Consider the following 16,400-nt stretch of genomic DNA (forward strand, 5'->3'; position numbering starts at 1 on the left):
GTACGGGCTCTCGCCCGCGTTCGAGGTGGTGATGTGTATCGCAAGTGGATCCGTCCTTCCGAGCAGGAGGAGACGACCCGGACGGGCGTCTCCCGCGGGTGGCACTACGAAGCGAACCGACCCCCGGGCCTCGGCAACGCCGTGGGACGTACGGCTGCAGCGCCTCGTTGCGCGCTTCGGGCCGAACGGGTTCGAGCGTCGGTTCTCGCTCAGCATACTTGACTTTCTTCGTTTGTCACCAAAAGAATGAATTCGGATCGCATCGACGCGAATTCCCGGCTCACGGGTACCCGCTGACCGGCGGTCTCGGAACCGAATCGGGCCCGCCTCCGCACCGGACCCCGTCTGGAGGAACCATGCTCATCCCCACCGAAGTCGCCGACCGCCGGATCGGCCGGGGCCGCCCCGCCGAAGACGCGCACCACGCTGCCGGCGATCGACAGGTGCGCCGTACCGAGCCGTTCCGCCGAGGACTCGTCGTCTCGCTGCTGCCGACCCCGACTTCCCCGTGGTCGCGCCCCGACGACATCGCGCGACTCGCGATCGCCGCCGACGCGGGCGGTGCCGTCGCCGTGCGAGTGGGCAGCGCGACCGCCGTCCGTGCGGTCCGGATGACCGTGCCGGGCCTGCCGATCATCGCCCGGCATACCTCCCCTGACGGCTTCGATCTCGTCGCCGGCGTGGACGAGATCGCCGCGATGGGTCTCAGCGGCGCCGATCTCGTCGAGATCGACGTCGACGACGCGGCGTCGCTCGCCCTCGTGTCGCAAGCGACGTTCGACGGATTCCGCATCGCCGCCCGGGTCGACCGGCGGCGCCTCGCGACGGCCGCGGTCGACGCCGGAGCGGGTGCGATCGTGTTCGCGCCGCCGGTCCGCGGCGGAGCCGGTGCACCCGTCATCCATGCGCTGCTCGACGCGGTCGGAGCGGCCACGCCCACGATCGTCGACCATGACGCGGACGCGCCGGAGGTGGCCGCTGCCAGTCTTCGTCTCGGCGCGCACGGCGTCGTCATCGGGGCCGGGATCACCGACCCGATGCGGCTCACCTGGACCTACGCGACCGCGCTGACCGGGATCGCCGCCGAGGACCCGCAGGACGCGAACGAGGGGCACGCCGTCGAGGCTCGCTGAGCGGCTCGTTCGGCGGGCCCGGTCGGCGGGCCCGGTCGGCGCCCAGGTCGGCGCCCCAGGACGGCGCACCGACGCCTCAGGCGCCGCGCTCGGCCGGCACACGGCCGCCCGGTGCCGGCGAGGCCTGGGCGGATGTCGCGGCTCCCGTCTGGGCGCCGGCCTCTCTGCGGGCGCGGTCGGCGCCCTCCCGGCGCGCCTGCTCGAGCATGCGCTCGAGCGCGGCGCGACGGCGGCGACGGACCACGACGAAGGCGACGACGAGCAGCGCTGCGGTGAGCAGGGTCGCGAGCTGCGCCCACGGTACCGCGACCACCGTCTGCGTCGCGAACGACGGCTCGGCGGCCGAAGCACCCTCGGGCGCATTCGGGCGCACGGCGCCGCTCGCGTCGACGACGACCTGCACGGCCCCGACCGCCCAGACGCCCGTCAGCCGGACGACCCGTTCGATCCGGCCTCCCGGCAGCACCTCCTCCGGATCCGCCGGCGACTCCGATCTCGCGCCCCCCGGCCAGCCGTCGGCACGCGCCCGCGCCGAGACATCCAAGCCGAGCACGCCGTCGTTGACGACGGCGTACCGGACCACGACCGCGCCCGGAGCGAACGGATTCGGACTCGGCTCGTACCCCGCGTCGATGATCTCGGTCCGCAGCGAGGCCACGACCGCACCGGGTGCCCGAAGGTTGAACCGAACGCCCACGCGCGCTTCGAACGCGACCTCCGTGCCGCTCACGATGGACGCGGCGACGCCGGCAGGATGATCACCGGGCAGCGCCTCCTCCGGCGCGGTGACGTCCACCGGAACCACGACGGTCTCGTCGGCAGCGACGAGCACCGCGGGCGGAACCGAGATCCAGGTTCCGCCATCGCTCGGCGGCGTCGCCGACGGCAGCATGTCGAAGTTGCCGCCGCTGGTGAGGAAGCCGTCGTTCGCGCTCAGTGCGAACTCGACCGCCTCGTCCGAGAGGTTGGTCACGGCGATGTGCTCGGTCGCGGACTCGCCCGGAGCGAGCTCGAGATCGACCACCCGACGGCCGTCGGGACCGTTCGCATCGGCCGGGACGACGGTCCAGGTGACCAGCGAGCCGGGCGGGTCGGGTGCCTCCGAGGCGAATGCGGCGGCGCCGACCGCGGTCGGGGCGATCGCGACCAGCATCGCGGTGAGGGCCCGTACGGCCAGGGAACGCGGGGGCGTCATCGATGCGGCTCCTCGGAGGCAGGCGAAGCCCGGGCAGGTCGTCGTCGACCTGCCCGGGCATCTGCTCAGTTGTTCTCGAACAGCGAGAGGGTGATGGTCGAACGGTACTGTCCGGCCGGGGTCTCCGCGGGGATCTTCAGGGTGAGGTCCGCGGTGACGTTGACGGCCGATGCGTCGGCTCCCGGCTCCCAGGTCGACACCAGCAGGTCGCTGCCGGAGTCGATGCCGGGCCCGCCGTCGAGCGATCCGAGCACCGGCTCACCCGGTGCGACGATGCCCTCGGCCGGCGAGAGCAATCGCGGCGACCAGCCGAGCCGGGAGGCGTCGATCGGCGCGAGTCCGTCCGCGGTGAACGCCGAGGCCTGACCGGTGACCGCCCAGTACGAGCCCGGCGGGATCTCCTCCGTCGTGCGCGAGTCGGTCACGGTCACGGTCGGCAGGGCGCCCGTGAACTGGCGCACGGTCTGGTCGGAGTCGTGCTCGGTCAGGACGACGCCGTCGTTCGGGGCGACCGTCAGTGCCAGCGTGCCGGGCGGCACGATCTCCTCGACGTCGACCGACACGTCGATGCCGGCGGAGTCGTCGTCGGCCGCCGCCGCCGCGGTGGCGAATCCGAGTGCGCCCGAGAGGGCGAGCCCGGCCGCGACCACGGTTGCGGCGCTGGTGGTGTTGCGTCTGTTCATCGTGTTCCTGTGTCCTTCGTTCGGTGGTGCTCGGGTTGGTGTACGAGATGCGGATGTCCCGCCGCCCGCCGCCCGCCGCTCCGGCAGGCGGGGCCGCCGCCGGGACTCCCATGAACGCCCCGGCGGCGGGAGCGGCGTCTACCCTCCGCAGGCGGTGGCAGGGTAGGAGACCTCGATGGTGCGGCTGTCGCCGCCGCGGGTGCCGGTCACCACGGCGGTGCCGACCTCGACCGACGTCGCCCTGACGTTGAACGTCTGGAAGGCGGATCCGTTCGCTGCGACGTTCGCCACGGTGCGGCTGCCGAACGGCGTCTCGAGTTCGATGCCGACCGGCTCCGGCCGCAGGTTCACGGCTCGGACGGCGACGTACGCGTTGTTCGCGATGCAGCGGACCTCGGCGGTGACGGCGAGGTCGATCGAGTACGGCTCGGCCCGGAACGGGACGCTCCAGGACTGATCCCCCGCCGTGAACATGACCGTGCCGTGGTAGACCGCCTCGGCCGGGAACGTGTGGGTCCCGCTCGCCGCGATCGGATCGCGACCCTGCCGCTGGGCGGGCGTGTAGTCGCGACCCGTGATCGCCGCCGCCTCGGCCGCCGACCCGTCGCCCCAGTCGATGACGGCCGAGACCGCCGTCGGCGAGAGGGCACCGGCCGCCAGACGGGCGACCGTGGCCGCCGTGACGGTGCGGTCGACGCCGTACTCGACCACGCTGCCCGCCGTCGAGGTCCCCCACGCGACCTGCGAGATCGTGCCGTAGTTCACGTCGGCGAAGGCCCAGCGTGCGCCCGCGACCGCCAGCCGCTGACGGTAGGCGTCGTAGTCCTGCGTGAGGACCTTCGGCGACCACGCCTTCTCGAGGATTCCCGCGAGTCGCGGGAACACCATGTACTGGTTCGTGCCGAGACCGCGCATCTGCTCACCCCAGATCGGGGCCTCGAGTCCGAGGATGTCCTCCGCGCGAGGGCCTCCGTAGGCGGGCTGAGCCCACACGCTGCGGTACTTCTCGTAGACCCATTCCGGATCCCACGAATAGGACTGCAGCAACTCGGTGCGCGGCGTGCGCCCGGGCGAGGTGTCGTACCCGAAGTCGAGATAGGCGTTGTACTCGGGCGTGACGATCACATCGCGACCGTGGTCGAACCACTCGGGCTTGATGAGCGCCGGGCCGCCGCCCGTGTAGTCCGACCAGTAGTGGTTGATCGACGTGGAGTCGGGATCGTAGCCCTCGAGTGCCGGGTTCCAGCCCATCATCGTCTTGCCGTTGTCGTTGACGATGATCTCCATCTGCCGGATCCACCACTTGTAGTTGTCGTGGTTCATGCCGATCGCCTCGTCGCCTCCGATGTGGATGATCGGACCGGGCGAGATCTCGGCCAGCTGACGGATCGCCTCACGCCAGAACTCGAGCGCACGCTGCGAGGCGGGGTCGTTCGGGTCGGTGCAGAAGCGGTCGGTCTGCGTCTGGCCGGTGCAGCCCACGACCGAGATGCCGCCGAGCGCGGTGACGGCCGCGGTCGCGTGCGCGGGCGACTCGAGCTCGGGCACCACTTCGATGAACCGCTCGTTCGCGTACGCCACGATGTCGGCGAAGTCGTCCTGGGTGTAGAAGCCGGCGATGCATCCCGAGCCGTTGCACCCTCGCCCGTCGAGCGCCGGATACCCCTTGACCTCGAGTCTCCAGGACTGGCTGTCGCTCAGGTGCAGGTGGAGCCGCGAACCCTTGAGGGCGGCGAACTGGTCGATCATCGCCTTCGTTTCGTCGACCGTCAGGAAGTTGCGAGCCGGGTCGAGTTGCAGCCCGCGGTGCGCATACCTCGGGTAGTCGAAGATGCTGATCGGGTCGATCGTCCAGGGTCCGACCGACGGCGCCGCCGATGAGATGGCGGCGGGCAGGAGCTGCCGCAGCGACTGGAAGCCGTTGAAGACGCCGTGCGCCGAGGGCGCGACGATCTCGACCCCGTTCGCCGAGGCGTCGAGCGTGTAGGCCTCGGCCTCGGCTACCTCGTCGCCCGCCGGAAGCCCGTCGACGTCGCCGATCGTGAGCTCGATGTCGTTGGCTGATGCGCCGACACCTCCCTCGACCGGGAGCGCGAAGCCGGTGGCCGGCCGCAGCGTCTGCGCCAGCAGTTCCGCCGTTCCGGCGAGTTCGTCGTCCGAGATCACCAGCCGCGAATCTGCGGTCAACTCGAACGGGGATCCGGTGCCGGCGGTCTGGCTGACGGGAACCGGGATGACCTCGCCCACGACCGGAGCCGGCTTCGGGCCCGACCAGATCTCGAACTCGTTGATCGTGTAGCCGGTCGTCGAGTTGGTCGCACTGGCCTGCATGCGCACGCACGAAATCGGCTCGGAACGGTCGATGACGTGCGAGTCCTGGTTGGGCGGGTCGACGACGTGGGCGACCGGCGTCCAGATGCTGCAGTCCGCGTCGCTCGCGATGAGCAGGTCGTAGGTCGACGGCTTCGACGTGCCCGACCAGAGGATGAACACCTCGAAGACGGGCGCCGGTTCGGCGAGTTCGACCTGGAACCAGTCGTCGGTGGGGTCGTAGCCGGCGCCGACCGATGCGTAGTTGGACGTCCAGCCGTTGTGCACGAAGACATCCGTCGCATTAGCGGGCGCATAGGTCAGCGCGGGTGCGGTCTGCCGCTGGGAGCGAGCGGAGGCGACGGCGCCGTCGGCGAGCGCGAGGTTCACGCTCTCGGCGGTGGCCTGCGCGGGTTCCAAGGGAATCGCGCGGGGCGAGGCGGCGGCTTGGCTCGCGAGAAGCGGGCCGGCGAGCGCCACGGCGGCGACCACGGCGATCAGGCCGTGACGCCGGTGTGCGTGCAGTTTCATGCGAGGTGTTCCTCCAGATCGAATCGGGGAATTACGACGCACGGCGGAGCGCGAGGGACCATCGACATCGGCGGTGCGCATCACGGCACGACGCCGACCTGACGAGCCCGGCACAACCCAGCTCGTGCGCTGCCCGCCGGTTTCGGGTCGCGGTCCGGCTGCCCTGCCTGCCCGGTGTGCCGGGCGGGCACCCGGGTCGGATGCTCGATCATGGCGATGCAGCTTCGCAGCGAGCCCTCATCCACTGCGACATCTTCAGGTTCGGCGCAGGTGCTCGTGGCACGTTGCCCCATCGGTATGCGGCCGATATCGGCCACCGCGGCCGTTCGCGAGGGGTGTCCACGCGAGCGGACTGCCGAAGATTGTGTCGAGACTGGCGCACCCCCATCCGGGGTGTCAAGGGATTTTCTTGACTTTCTTCATTTAGTCCCAGAAGATAGCCACGCGGTCAGGCTCGACGTCGACGTCGGCCTGCTCGAAGCACTCATGGCGCGTGGGAAGTACCTGCTGATCGGGGGATCATGAAGCACTCGGGCCACATGGGACCGTCATGGCGGCTTCGCCCGCCTGGGCGAGTACGCGAACGTCACGCTCGGCGACTCGACCTCGAAGGGTCGGCACCGGCCCGCCCGGCGCCCCCGTTGCTCCGCGTCCGCGGTCGCACCGCGCAGTGACCCGCCACCGGATCGAACCGGTGGTGCCGAGGATCCGGTGCGGGCCGTGAGCCCCGCGGTCCGCACCGGCCACCACTCGCCACCGGCTCGTCTGGTCACCTGCCCCGAGCCGTGCGTGGCGAAGACGCTGACGAAATCGGTCGACTGACACGCTTCGACCCGTCGGCGGGCCGGATGCGCGGCGACGTCGAGCCGGTGTCAGCGTGCCGCGCCCGATTCGGCGCGCAGCCCGATCTGTCGATACCGTCGAAGGCATGCTCGACTTCGGTGTGATCGCGGTACTCGGCGTCGCCGTGATCGTGGCGGTCACGGCCTTCTCGAAACGCCTCGGCATCGCGGCGCCCATCATCCTCGTGCTCGTGGGCATCGGCATCTCGTACATCCCCACGCTGCCGTCGTTCGAGGTGCCGCACGAACTCATCCTCGACGGGCTGCTACCGCCCATCCTCTATGCGGCCGCGATCTCGGTGCCGACGATCGACTTCCGCCGCAACTTCTCGACGATCGCGAGCCTCTCGGTCGCGCTCGTCATCGTGTCCGCGTTCGTGATCGGCCTCGTGCTCAACGCGATCATCCCCGTCGGCTTCGCGGTCGCGCTGGCCGTCGGCGCGATCGTGAGCCCGCCCGACGCGGTCGCCGCGACCTCGATCGGTCGCCGGCTGGGCCTGCCGCCGCGCATCCTCACGGTGCTCGAGGGCGAGGGGCTCGTGAACGACGCGACCGCGCTCGTGCTGCTGCGCTCGGCCGTCGCCGCGGCGGCGGGCGGCATGCTCAGCCCGTGGGAGATCAGCATCGACTTCCTCTACGCGGTCGTCGTCGCGGTCGTGATCGGTCTCGCGGTCGGCTGGCTCACGGTGCGGGTGCGCAGCCGATTCGTCGATCCGGTGCTCGACACCGCGGTGTCGATCGTCGTGCCGTTCGTCGCGTTCATGCCCACCGAGCAACTGCATGCATCGGGTGTGCTCGCGGTCGTGGTCGCGGGCCTCTACACGGGGCACGCGAGCCCCACGGCGTTCTCGGCCCAGGCACGCATCAGCGACCGCATCAATTGGCGCACCATCCAGTTCGTGCTCGAGAACGCGGTGTTCCTGCTCATCGGGCTCGAGATCCGCTCGCTCGTCGAGCACGTGCATTCGGCGGAGTTCGGGGTGTGGGCGGCCATCGGCGTGGGAGCCATCATCTCGGTCATCCTGGCCGCCGTGCGGTTCGCCTGGGTGTTCCCGATGCTCTTCTTCATGGGCCGGGATGCGCAGCGGGCCGAGGTTTCGGTCTATCGGATGCATCTGGCGCTGCTGGCCGCTCGCGACCACCCGCCCGCGAACGCGGCCGAGGCGCGCCGCCGCGAACGCGCCCGCCGGTTCTACGAACGCCGGCGCGCCGATCTCGACGAGCTGCGCCGGGAGCACATCGACTGGCGCGGCGGCGTCGTGCTCGGCTGGTCGGGCATGCGCGGGGTCGTCACGCTCGCCGCGGCGCAGTCGCTGCCGCCGTCGACGCCGTACCGCGAACAGCTCGTGCTCATCGCGTTCACCGTCGCGGTGCTCACGGTCGTGGTGCAGGGCGGCACCCTGCCGCTGCTCATCCGACTGCTGCGCATCAGCGGACGCGACGAGCTCGAAGACCGCCGATCCCTCGCGAGCCTGCTCGACGAGCTCGGATACGCGGGGCTCGCCGCGCTCGACGACCCCCTGGCGAACGCCGGGGTCGACCCGGCACCCGACGTGATCGAGCGCGCCCGGCAGGCGTCGTTCCTGCGCGCCGAATCGGCGTGGGAAGCGGCGCACGACGACCAAGACGGCGTCGACGTGCTCGCCACCGCCCCGCACCACGAGTACCGGCAGCTTCGCCTCGCGATCGTCGACGCCGAACGCGCCGCACTCGCCGAGGCGCGCAGTCACGGCGCCTACCCGTCGCGGATCCTCGCGCAGGCGCAGTCCATGCTCGACCTGGAGGAGACCCGCCTGCGGCCGGCCCGCGAGGGGCACTGAGCGACGGGCACTGAGCGGAGCATCCTCACGCTCGGATGCCCCGCCCGGCTACGCTTCCCGCATGGCCGACGATCTCGCCGCGCAGCTCACCCCCACGATCGCGGGCGTCGTGGTGCTGGCCGCGATCGCGACGGCTGCGCTGTGGTGGTTCCGGGTCCGCGCCAGGTGGGCTCCGGCGATCGCGATCCTGCGTGCCGCGGTTCAGCTCGCGGCGGTGAGCCTCATCCTCACCGGCATCATCTCGAGCCCGGGCTGGATCGCGGTCGCGCTGGGCGTGATGGTCGCGGTCGCGATGGCGGTCGCGACCGGCCGCATCGGATGGTCCGTGCCGCATGCCGTGACGATCGGCGGGTCGATCGCCGCCGGAGTGGCCGTCGCGGGCGTCGCCGTGTTCGCGACCGGTGCACTGGAGTTCTCGACCCGGTACGTGCTCGCGCTCGGGGCGATCGTGATCGGCAACGCGATGTCGATCGCGACCCTCACCGGCCGCCGGTTCGTCGGCGCGGTCGGCGAACGGTGGGACGAGGTCGAGGCGTGGCTGTCGCTCGGAGCGACCCCGCGCCAGTCGACCCTGGCGCTCGCCCGCGACGCGGTGCGCGAGGCGCTCGTGCCCACCGTCGACCAGACCCGAACGACCGGGCTCGTCGTGCTGCCCGGCGCGTTCGTCGGCGCGATCTTCGCCGGCATCTCGCCGGTCGAGGCGGGGCGGTTCCAGCTCATCGTGCTGGCGTCGATTCTCGCGGCCGGCGCGATCACGGGCGTGCTCGTGGCCGTCGGCCTCGGGCCGGTGCGCACGCGGCCGCGGCCCGTCGAGCGAGCGGCGCAGGCGTTGAGGTAGCCGTCGGGCTGCTGGGGGCGACGAGGAGTTCGATCGCTTCGGCGACGATGGCGACGTGACCGGGCGGCAGCGCCGTGTCGGTCGTGGCGGTCACTGCGCCACCCGGACGGTCGCGACGCTGCGGGGCGGCAGCGTCACGCTCAGCGTCACGCCGTCGACCCGGTAGTCCACGAAGTCGGCGGGCGCCACCTCGTGGGGCCGCTCGAACGTGTTGTGGCTGTCGGCGTCCGCTGCGGCGAGGATGCGCGCGGAGGGGATGTCGGTGATGGCCGAAGGGAAGGCGAAGACCGCACTCACCTCGTGCTCGAGCCCGGCGTTCGCCATGCTGACGGTGTAGCCGCGCCCCGTTCTCGAGATCGTGTAGTCGCCGTGCGTGCCCAGCCCGCCGGGCCGCTCACCGGGCTCGCCGATCGCCTCCACGTGCACGGCGTCCTGGTGGTCCTGGTACAGGTCGAACACGTGGTAGGTCGGGGTCGTGACCAGGTCGGGTCCGTCGGTGAGGATCATCGCCTGCAGCACGTTGACCATCTGCGCGACATTGGCCATGCGCACGCGCGACGCGTGACGGTGGAAGGCGTTGAGCGTGATTGCCGCGACGACCGCATCTCGCATGGTGCTCTGCTGGTGGAGGAAGCCCGGTTCGGTGCCCGGTTCGACGTCGTACCACGTGCCCCACTCGTCGACGACGAGTCCGACGCGGCGCTGGGGGTCGTACCGGTCCATGATCGCGCCGTGACGCGTCAGAAGCTCCTCCATCTTCCGCGCTCGCCCGATCGTTGCGTACCAGGTGTCGTCGTCGAAGCCGGTCGCTGAGCCCTTGGCATCCCATTCGCCGGTGGGAATGGTGTAGTAGTGCAGGCTCAGGCCGTCCATGTGGCCCGCGGCGCGTGCCATGAGCACCTCGGTCCACTCGTAGTCGTCGGCGTTCGCCCCGCATGCGATCTTCGCGATCGGGTGCTCGCCGTAGGTGCGCACGTAGGTCTGGAACCGGCGGTACTGGTTCGCGTACTCGAGCGGCATCATGTTGCCGCCGCATCCCCAGCTCTCGTTGCCGACGCCGAAGAACTCGAGCTTCCACGGCTGCTCGCGCCCGTGGCGTTTGCGCAGCTCGGCCATGGGCGAGACCGAGTCGAGCGTCATGTACTCGACCCAGTCCTGCATCTCGGCGACCGTGCCGCTGCCGACGTTGCCGTTGATGTAGGCCTCGGCGTCGAGCTGATCGAGGAGTTCGAAGTACTCGTGTGTGCCGAACTCGTTCGGTTCGATGACGCCGCCCCAGTGCGTATTGACCATCGGCTGACGCTCGGGCCCGATGCCCTTCATCCAGTGGTAGTCGTCGGCGAAGCACCCGCCGGGCCAGCGCACGACAGGAACCCTGATGCGGCGAAGCGCCGCGACGACATCGCTGCGGATGCCGTTCTTGTTCGGGATCGGCGAATCGGTCCCGACCCACACCCCCTCCTGGATGCACCGACCGAGGTGCTCGGCGAACTGCCCGTAGATGCGTCGGTCGATGCGGTGCCTCGCTGCGTCGTCGTCGACGATGATCACTCCGGCCTCCTCGCCTTGATGTATCGATACAAACATCAGTTTGATCGGTCATGCAAGAGCGATCCGCACCACCCCCGCGGTCGACTCGCGCTCGACGAGCCACACGCCGCTGACGATCTCTCGGTAGTCGTCCGCCCTCCGCTCGCCCGAGATGCGCTCCAGCAGCAGCCGAACGACCGCGTCCGCCATGCCGTCGTGATCGGGCTCGATCGTGGTGAGCGACGGAACGGTGAACGCAGCCACGGGAATATCGTCGAAGCCGACGACCCGCACCTCGTCGGGCACCGAGACAGCGCGCTCGCGAAGACCGCGCAGCACTCCGACGGCGACCTGATCGGTCGCGCCCACGATGCCGTCGACCGGGCCGACCTCATCCAGCAGCGCATGCACACCCGATCGGCCTCCCTCGAACCCGAGTACTGCGACGCGCACGAGCCGATCGTCGCGGGCGATGCCGGCCTCGTCGAGCGCACGCAGGTACCCGCGCGTGCGGAGCGTGGACACGTCGATGTCGTCGGGCGAGCCGAGGCGTCCGCCGATGATCGCGATGCGCCGGCAGCCCCGTTCGATGAGATGCCGGGTCGCAAGCCGAGCGCCTTCCTCGTTGCCCATCAGCACGTGATCGACCGGCTCGTCGTAGGCGCGCTCCCCCATGACCACGATGGGGTACTCGCCGCGCAGCAGCTCGGCGTCGGCGTTCGCGAGCTCGCTGGCGTGCAGCACGACGCCGTCATAGCTGCGCAGGCGTGAGCGCGTGATCGCACCGAGCTCACCCTCACGCCGCGCGCCGGTCTGCTCGACGACGACGTCGTACCCCTCGGCCGCGGCGCGCTCGACGAGCAGTCGCGCGAGCAGGCCGAAGTACGGGTGGTCGAGATTCGGCACCGCGAGGCCGATGACCCCGGTGCGCCCCTGCCGAAGGCTGCGCGCGGTCGTGTTGACGTGGTAGTCGAGCGCCGCGATCGCCTCGAGCACCCGCTGTCGCGTCGCCGGGCGGACGTGCGGGTGGCCGTTGACGACGTTCGACACCGTCATCGGTGAGACACCAGCGCGGCGCGCCACGTCCTGCATCGTCGTCACGAGACTCGGCCCCCTCCTCGCCGTTGCGCCGTTTCTGCACCGTAACAGAGACTGCGGAAGCACCTGGCCGGGCTCAGAGCGCGATCGGGATCTGCGTGGTGAGAAGCCCTGCGTCGGCCAGGAATCGCTCGAGGGCGATCGTCGCGACGCCGGTCGCCACCGAGTTGCCGCCGACGGTGGAGACCACCAACTGCAGGTCGTGCGCCGAGCGGCCGGGCGCCTGTTCGCGCACGTGCTCGCGGGTGGGCAGCAACAGGTGATCTCCGAGCGCCCAGGTCGTCCAACCCGTCAGCGTGACGATCTCGGGGTTCACGACGGCCACGAGGTCGGCGAGCGCCGATCCGAGGTAGTAGGCCGTCCGGGCGATCGTCTCGCGCACGGCGGGATCGGGTTCGGGCCCGTCGGCGGCCTCCGCCATCGCGGCGATGAAGTCACGCTGGAGCTCCAGATCGGCGAGCGGATGCGTCGGATCGATCTCGCGCAGCGTCTGCTGGATGCCCGGCGCACCGATGTACGCCTCGACGCAACCACGTCGCCCGCATCGGCACGGCCGGCCGTCGAGCACGAGCAGCGAGTGCCCCCATTCGCCGGCCGAGTTCGTCGCACCGCGCAGCACTCTGCCCTCCAGCACGATGCCCGCGCCCACGCCGGTCCCGAGATTGATCGTCGCCATGCTCGAGCAGTAGCGGCCGCGACCGAGCCACAGCTCCGCGGTCGCGATCACCCTGAGCGGATTGTCGATCACCAGGGGCAGGCCGAGTCGCTCGCGCAGGCGGTCGAGCTCGACCCTGTGCCACGTCCAGTGCGGCACGACGACCGAGACGCCCGACGGCCCCTGTACGAGTCCGGGTAGCGCGACGCCGACGCCGAGCACGTCCCGCCGGGAAACCCCGTTCTCCTCGAGCACTCGATCGAGGACTCGACCGATGCCCTCGACGACGGAGTCGGGATCCTGATCCTGTTCGTCTCGCGTATCCTCCACGGACGCGATCTGGTTCAGCGCCGTGTCGAACATGACCGCGCTCACGTACGTCTCAGCGACATCGATGCCCACGACGCGGCCGCGGTCGGCGTTCATTCCGAGCGTTGCGGTCGGCCGCCCGATGCGCCCGACCGTGACCTTCGTCTCGGCGACGATGCCCTCGGCGATCAGCTCGCCGACGACGGTCGCGACGGTCGCCGTGCTGAGCCCCGTCGCCTGCGCGATCTCGTTCCGCGTGGTCTCGCCGGCGGACAGGACCGCGTGGAGCACATCGAGGCGGGAATCACTGCGGATGTCTCGCGACGTCCGCCTCAGCACACCCATGCCCACCCCCGATCCCCCGACGACCGGCCGCCGCCCGAACGCCGGTTCGGACCCACTGGAAGGATCATCCATCGAACCGGCCAAGTATGTCACGAACCGCACTCCACTCTGACGTCGGGCAGGCCCGGCGCGCTCAGCCGCACGGTCGCCCGCCCTCGGGGGCGGACGTACACGATCAGCCGACCATCGAGCGTCCGCCGCCAGGGCGCACGATAGGGGGTGACGTCGCCGAGGTCGCCGTTCTCGAGCCCGAGCAGCTCCCCGCCCTCGACGTCCGCCGTCACGATCCGCTCGTCGCGGGCGATGCCATCGTGCTCGTCGCGCAGGATGCACTCGAGCTGCACCACGCCGTCGAGTTCGAACGCTGCGTCGGCGCACCGCCGCACCACTCCGGCAGGCGCCTGCCACGTCGCCGCGTCGATACGCACCGCCTCACCCCTGGCGCGAAGCTCGTCGCGCGCGACGACCCGGCCGGAGCGGCGGGTCTCCAGCACCAGCGGCTCGGTGCGCGGGCGCGTCACGGCGCTCCAATAGCCGTTGCCCTCGTCGCGTTCGACCGGGATCTCGTCGCCGCCGCAGGTCAGTCGCAGTTCGTCGCCGTTGCCGAAGCACAACACCTCGACCGATGACTCGCCCGCGGCATCCCAGTCGCGCGAGACCGGATGCGTCCCGAACGTCCGCTGCCCGCTGTCGTCGTCGCCGAGCGGGCGGGTCACGAGGTAGGCGACCGGCGCGTCCGACCACCAGCTGCGACGGAGATGCCACGCGTGCTTCTCGAAGCCCGCGAGGGTGAGCAGGCCCGCCGGGGAGCCGTGGATCGGCCAGCCTCGTGCCTCGCCCAGGTAGTCGATGCCCGTCCACAGGAACTGCCCTGCGACGTACTCGTTCCGCACGACGTCCAGCCAGTGGCCGTAGCCGTGCGAGTTCTCGCTTCCGATGAAGGGTTTGTCGGGGTACCGGCGGTGGTCCGCTTCGTAAAGGTGCTCCTTGTAGTTGTAGCCGACGAGGTCGAGCCGATCGAGCAGGCCCGTGGAGCCCGACAGCTCTGGGAACGCGGCTGCGAGCGTGACGGGCCGCGTCGGATCGAGTTCCTTGACGATCTGCACCAGCCGATTCGCGATCGTCGTCAGCCGTCGCACGTCGGGCCGGTCGGGGTCGTAGACTCGCTCGGCCGCTGGCTTGTTCGCATCGTTGTTGCCGGTCATCTCGGCGTAGAGCGGGCTGGCGTAGGGATCGTTCGGGTAGTCGATCTCATTGCCGATGCTCCACGCGATGATCGACGGATGGTTGCGATGGGCGTCGATCATGGCGGCGAGGTCGCGCTCGTGCCACACGGGGAAGTCCTTCGCGTACCCCTCGTGGCGCGGCGGGTAGACATTGTGCCCCTGCCACCACTTGTTCTTCGGGTTCTCCCATTCGTCGAACGCCTCGTCGATGACGAACAAGCCGAGCAGGTCGCAGAGCGCGTACAGCTCCGGCGCGTGCGGGTTGTGCGCCATGCGCACGGCGTTGCATCCCAGCTCCTTCAGCTTGAGCAGCCGGCGAAGCCACACGGTCACGGGCACGGCGGTTCCGAAGCTGCCGGCGTCCTCGTGCAGGCACACACCCTTGAGGTCGCGCGCCTCGCCATTGATCGAGAAGCCCAGGTCGGGGTCGAACCGGAACGTGCGGATGCCGACGGTCTGCTCGGAGCGAGCCCGCTGCTCGACGCCCCGCTGCACCCAGCTGAGCGTCGTCGCGAGGCGGTACAGCTGCGGGGCGGAATCGGACCACAGCTCGGGCTGCGGCACCTGCGCGGTGATCACGGACTCGACGGATGCCCCGGCACCCACCTCCTCGCAGGTCGTGAACGTGTGCACGCGACCCGAGGTCAGCGACCGCAGTTCGTGGAGCGCGCGCACCGTCAGGTGCTCGGCGGTGTCGTTGACCAGCACCTGGGTGATGCTGATCGTCGCCTCCGACGGGTCCGCCGACAGCGTCGTGAACGCCGTGCCGTGCTCGCGCACGCGCACCTGCTCGTGCACTTCGAGCCGCACGCCCCGCGTGATGCCCGAGCCGTTGTACCAGCGGGAGTCGGAGACGTCGGTGTGCTCCACCCGGACGCTGATGACGAGGTCGTCGTCGGGCGCGTACGACAGCACCTCCGTGAGATCGAACGAGAAGCCGGCGTATCCCGAGGGCCGGCCGCCCAGGTGGTAGCCGTTCGCCCACACCCGTGCGTTCTTGTACACGCCGTCGAAGACCAGCCGGACGTGGCTCCCCTGCGCCGCGCCGAGTTCGCTCAGCGGCACATGGGCGCGATACCAGCCCACGCCGCCGGGCAGGTATCCGGTGCCGCTCGACCAGCTCGGCGAGAAGTCCTGTTCGACGCTCCAGTCGTGCGGCACGGCGACCGTGCGCCACGACGAGTCGTCGAAGCCCTTCGCCCAAGCATCGGGTTCGTCGGCGAGCGCGAACGCCCACCGGCGCATCTCGAAAGTGTGCATTGAGCCGTCGGCCCCCTATTCCTCGACCGATGTCGACGCGGTGTACTTGCTGAAGATGCGCGCGAACACGAGACCGTTGACGGTGGCGACACCCGCGAACCCGATGACGAGCCAGAGCAGACCATACCCCGTCGCCTGCGGGGTGAAGACGGTGACGGCGACGCTGAGCGCGATGACCGAGAGCACGGTCAACGACCCCACGGGATGCTTCCACGACAGCAGCCGTGCGTTGCGCAGCACCTCGCGGGTTCGTCCCTCGAACTTCGCGAGGTACGGAAACACGTACAGCGCGGTCATGACGAAGGTGAACGCGACGATGTACCAGACCACCAGCAGGATGAGCTCGACGATCGCACCGAGCGCGAGGTTCGTGAGCACGACGAACCACGCGGCGAGCACGCCCGCCAGCAGCACGAGCACGAGACCGAGCACGGTGGCCTGACGCAGGTTCCGCCGGAACGACCGCGCGTAGTCGCTCGTGACGGAGTCGCACATGCCCGTCGCGATTCGCATCGAGGCGAAGTTCAGGGCGGTGAGCGACGCGCCGATCGTCACGACCGGAAGGCAGGTGGCGATGAACACCAGGTTGAGGATCATCAGATCCGCGACCCTGCTCAGGGTCCGC

11 protein-coding genes are annotated in these 16,400 nt (G+C 70.3%); 3 read left to right on the top strand and 8 right to left on the bottom strand.

Annotated features, from left to right (window positions below):
• Positions 1-356 precede the first annotated feature (356 nt).
• The gene (locus tag FLP10_RS07070; RefSeq protein WP_149160225.1) at positions 357-1,133 is read left to right on the top strand and encodes a beta/alpha barrel domain-containing protein; all 777 of its coding nucleotides are present in this window, start codon (positions 357-359) and stop codon (positions 1,131-1,133) included.
• A 76-nt stretch (positions 1,134-1,209) separates the two neighbouring features.
• On the opposite strand, the gene FLP10_RS07075 is transcribed toward FLP10_RS07070, so the two are convergent.
• The 3 genes from FLP10_RS07075 to FLP10_RS07085 all read right to left on the bottom strand — a co-directional run bounded on the left by FLP10_RS07075 (position 1,210) and on the right by FLP10_RS07085 (position 5,852).
• Positions 1,210-2,328, bottom strand: a complete 1,119-nt coding sequence (locus FLP10_RS07075; RefSeq protein WP_149160226.1) for a DUF916 domain-containing protein — start codon at positions 2,326-2,328, stop codon at positions 1,210-1,212.
• A 65-nt stretch (positions 2,329-2,393) separates the two neighbouring features.
• Positions 2,394-3,011 (bottom strand): hypothetical protein, encoded by a 618-nt coding sequence (locus FLP10_RS07080; RefSeq protein WP_149160227.1) that lies wholly within the window; start codon positions 3,009-3,011, stop codon positions 2,394-2,396.
• Positions 3,012-3,149: 138 nt separating this feature from the next.
• Entirely contained in the window at positions 3,150-5,852 is a 2,703-nt protein-coding gene (locus FLP10_RS07085) for a beta-N-acetylhexosaminidase (RefSeq protein ID WP_168209128.1), read from the bottom strand.
• A 928-nt stretch (positions 5,853-6,780) separates the two neighbouring features.
• On the opposite strand from FLP10_RS07085, the gene FLP10_RS07090 reads away from it, so the two are divergent.
• Both FLP10_RS07090 and FLP10_RS07095 read left to right on the top strand, forming a co-directional pair.
• Positions 6,781-8,514: a cation:proton antiporter gene (locus FLP10_RS07090; protein ID WP_149160229.1), complete on the top strand. Its 1,734-nt coding sequence runs from the start codon at positions 6,781-6,783 to the stop codon at positions 8,512-8,514.
• Positions 8,515-8,575: 61 nt separating this feature from the next.
• Positions 8,576-9,352: an ABC transporter permease gene (locus FLP10_RS07095; protein WP_149160230.1), complete on the top strand. Its 777-nt coding sequence runs from the start codon at positions 8,576-8,578 to the stop codon at positions 9,350-9,352.
• Between the two features lie 90 nt (positions 9,353-9,442).
• Here FLP10_RS07095 and FLP10_RS07100 read toward each other — a convergent pair whose 3' ends face one another.
• From FLP10_RS07100 to FLP10_RS07120, 5 genes are all read right to left on the bottom strand, one after another.
• Entirely contained in the window at positions 9,443-10,903 is a 1,461-nt protein-coding gene (locus FLP10_RS07100; protein ID WP_246150255.1) for an alpha-N-arabinofuranosidase, read from the bottom strand.
• Between the two features lie 48 nt (positions 10,904-10,951).
• Positions 10,952-11,965 carry a LacI family DNA-binding transcriptional regulator gene (locus tag FLP10_RS07105; RefSeq protein ID WP_210418495.1) on the bottom strand — a complete coding sequence of 338 codons (1,014 nt, stop codon included), beginning with the start codon at positions 11,963-11,965 and terminating at the stop codon, positions 10,952-10,954.
• 91 nt (positions 11,966-12,056) lie between these two features.
• A complete protein-coding gene (locus FLP10_RS07110) occupies positions 12,057-13,289 on the bottom strand; it encodes an ROK family transcriptional regulator (RefSeq protein WP_149160232.1) in 1,233 nt (410 codons plus the stop codon).
• A gap of 89 nt (positions 13,290-13,378) precedes the next feature.
• Positions 13,379-15,760: a glycoside hydrolase family 2 TIM barrel-domain containing protein gene (locus tag FLP10_RS07115; protein WP_210418496.1), complete on the bottom strand. Its 2,382-nt coding sequence runs from the start codon at positions 15,758-15,760 to the stop codon at positions 13,379-13,381.
• Positions 15,761-15,790: 30 nt separating this feature from the next.
• On the bottom strand, positions 15,791-16,372 hold the full coding sequence (locus tag FLP10_RS07120) for a YesL family protein (RefSeq protein WP_168209129.1): 582 nt from the start codon (positions 16,370-16,372) through the stop codon (positions 15,791-15,793).
• Positions 16,373-16,400: the final 28 nt, after the last annotated feature.

The sequence above is a fragment of the Agromyces intestinalis genome (assembly GCF_008365295.1).
Classification (GTDB): domain Bacteria; phylum Actinomycetota; class Actinomycetes; order Actinomycetales; family Microbacteriaceae; genus Agromyces; species Agromyces intestinalis.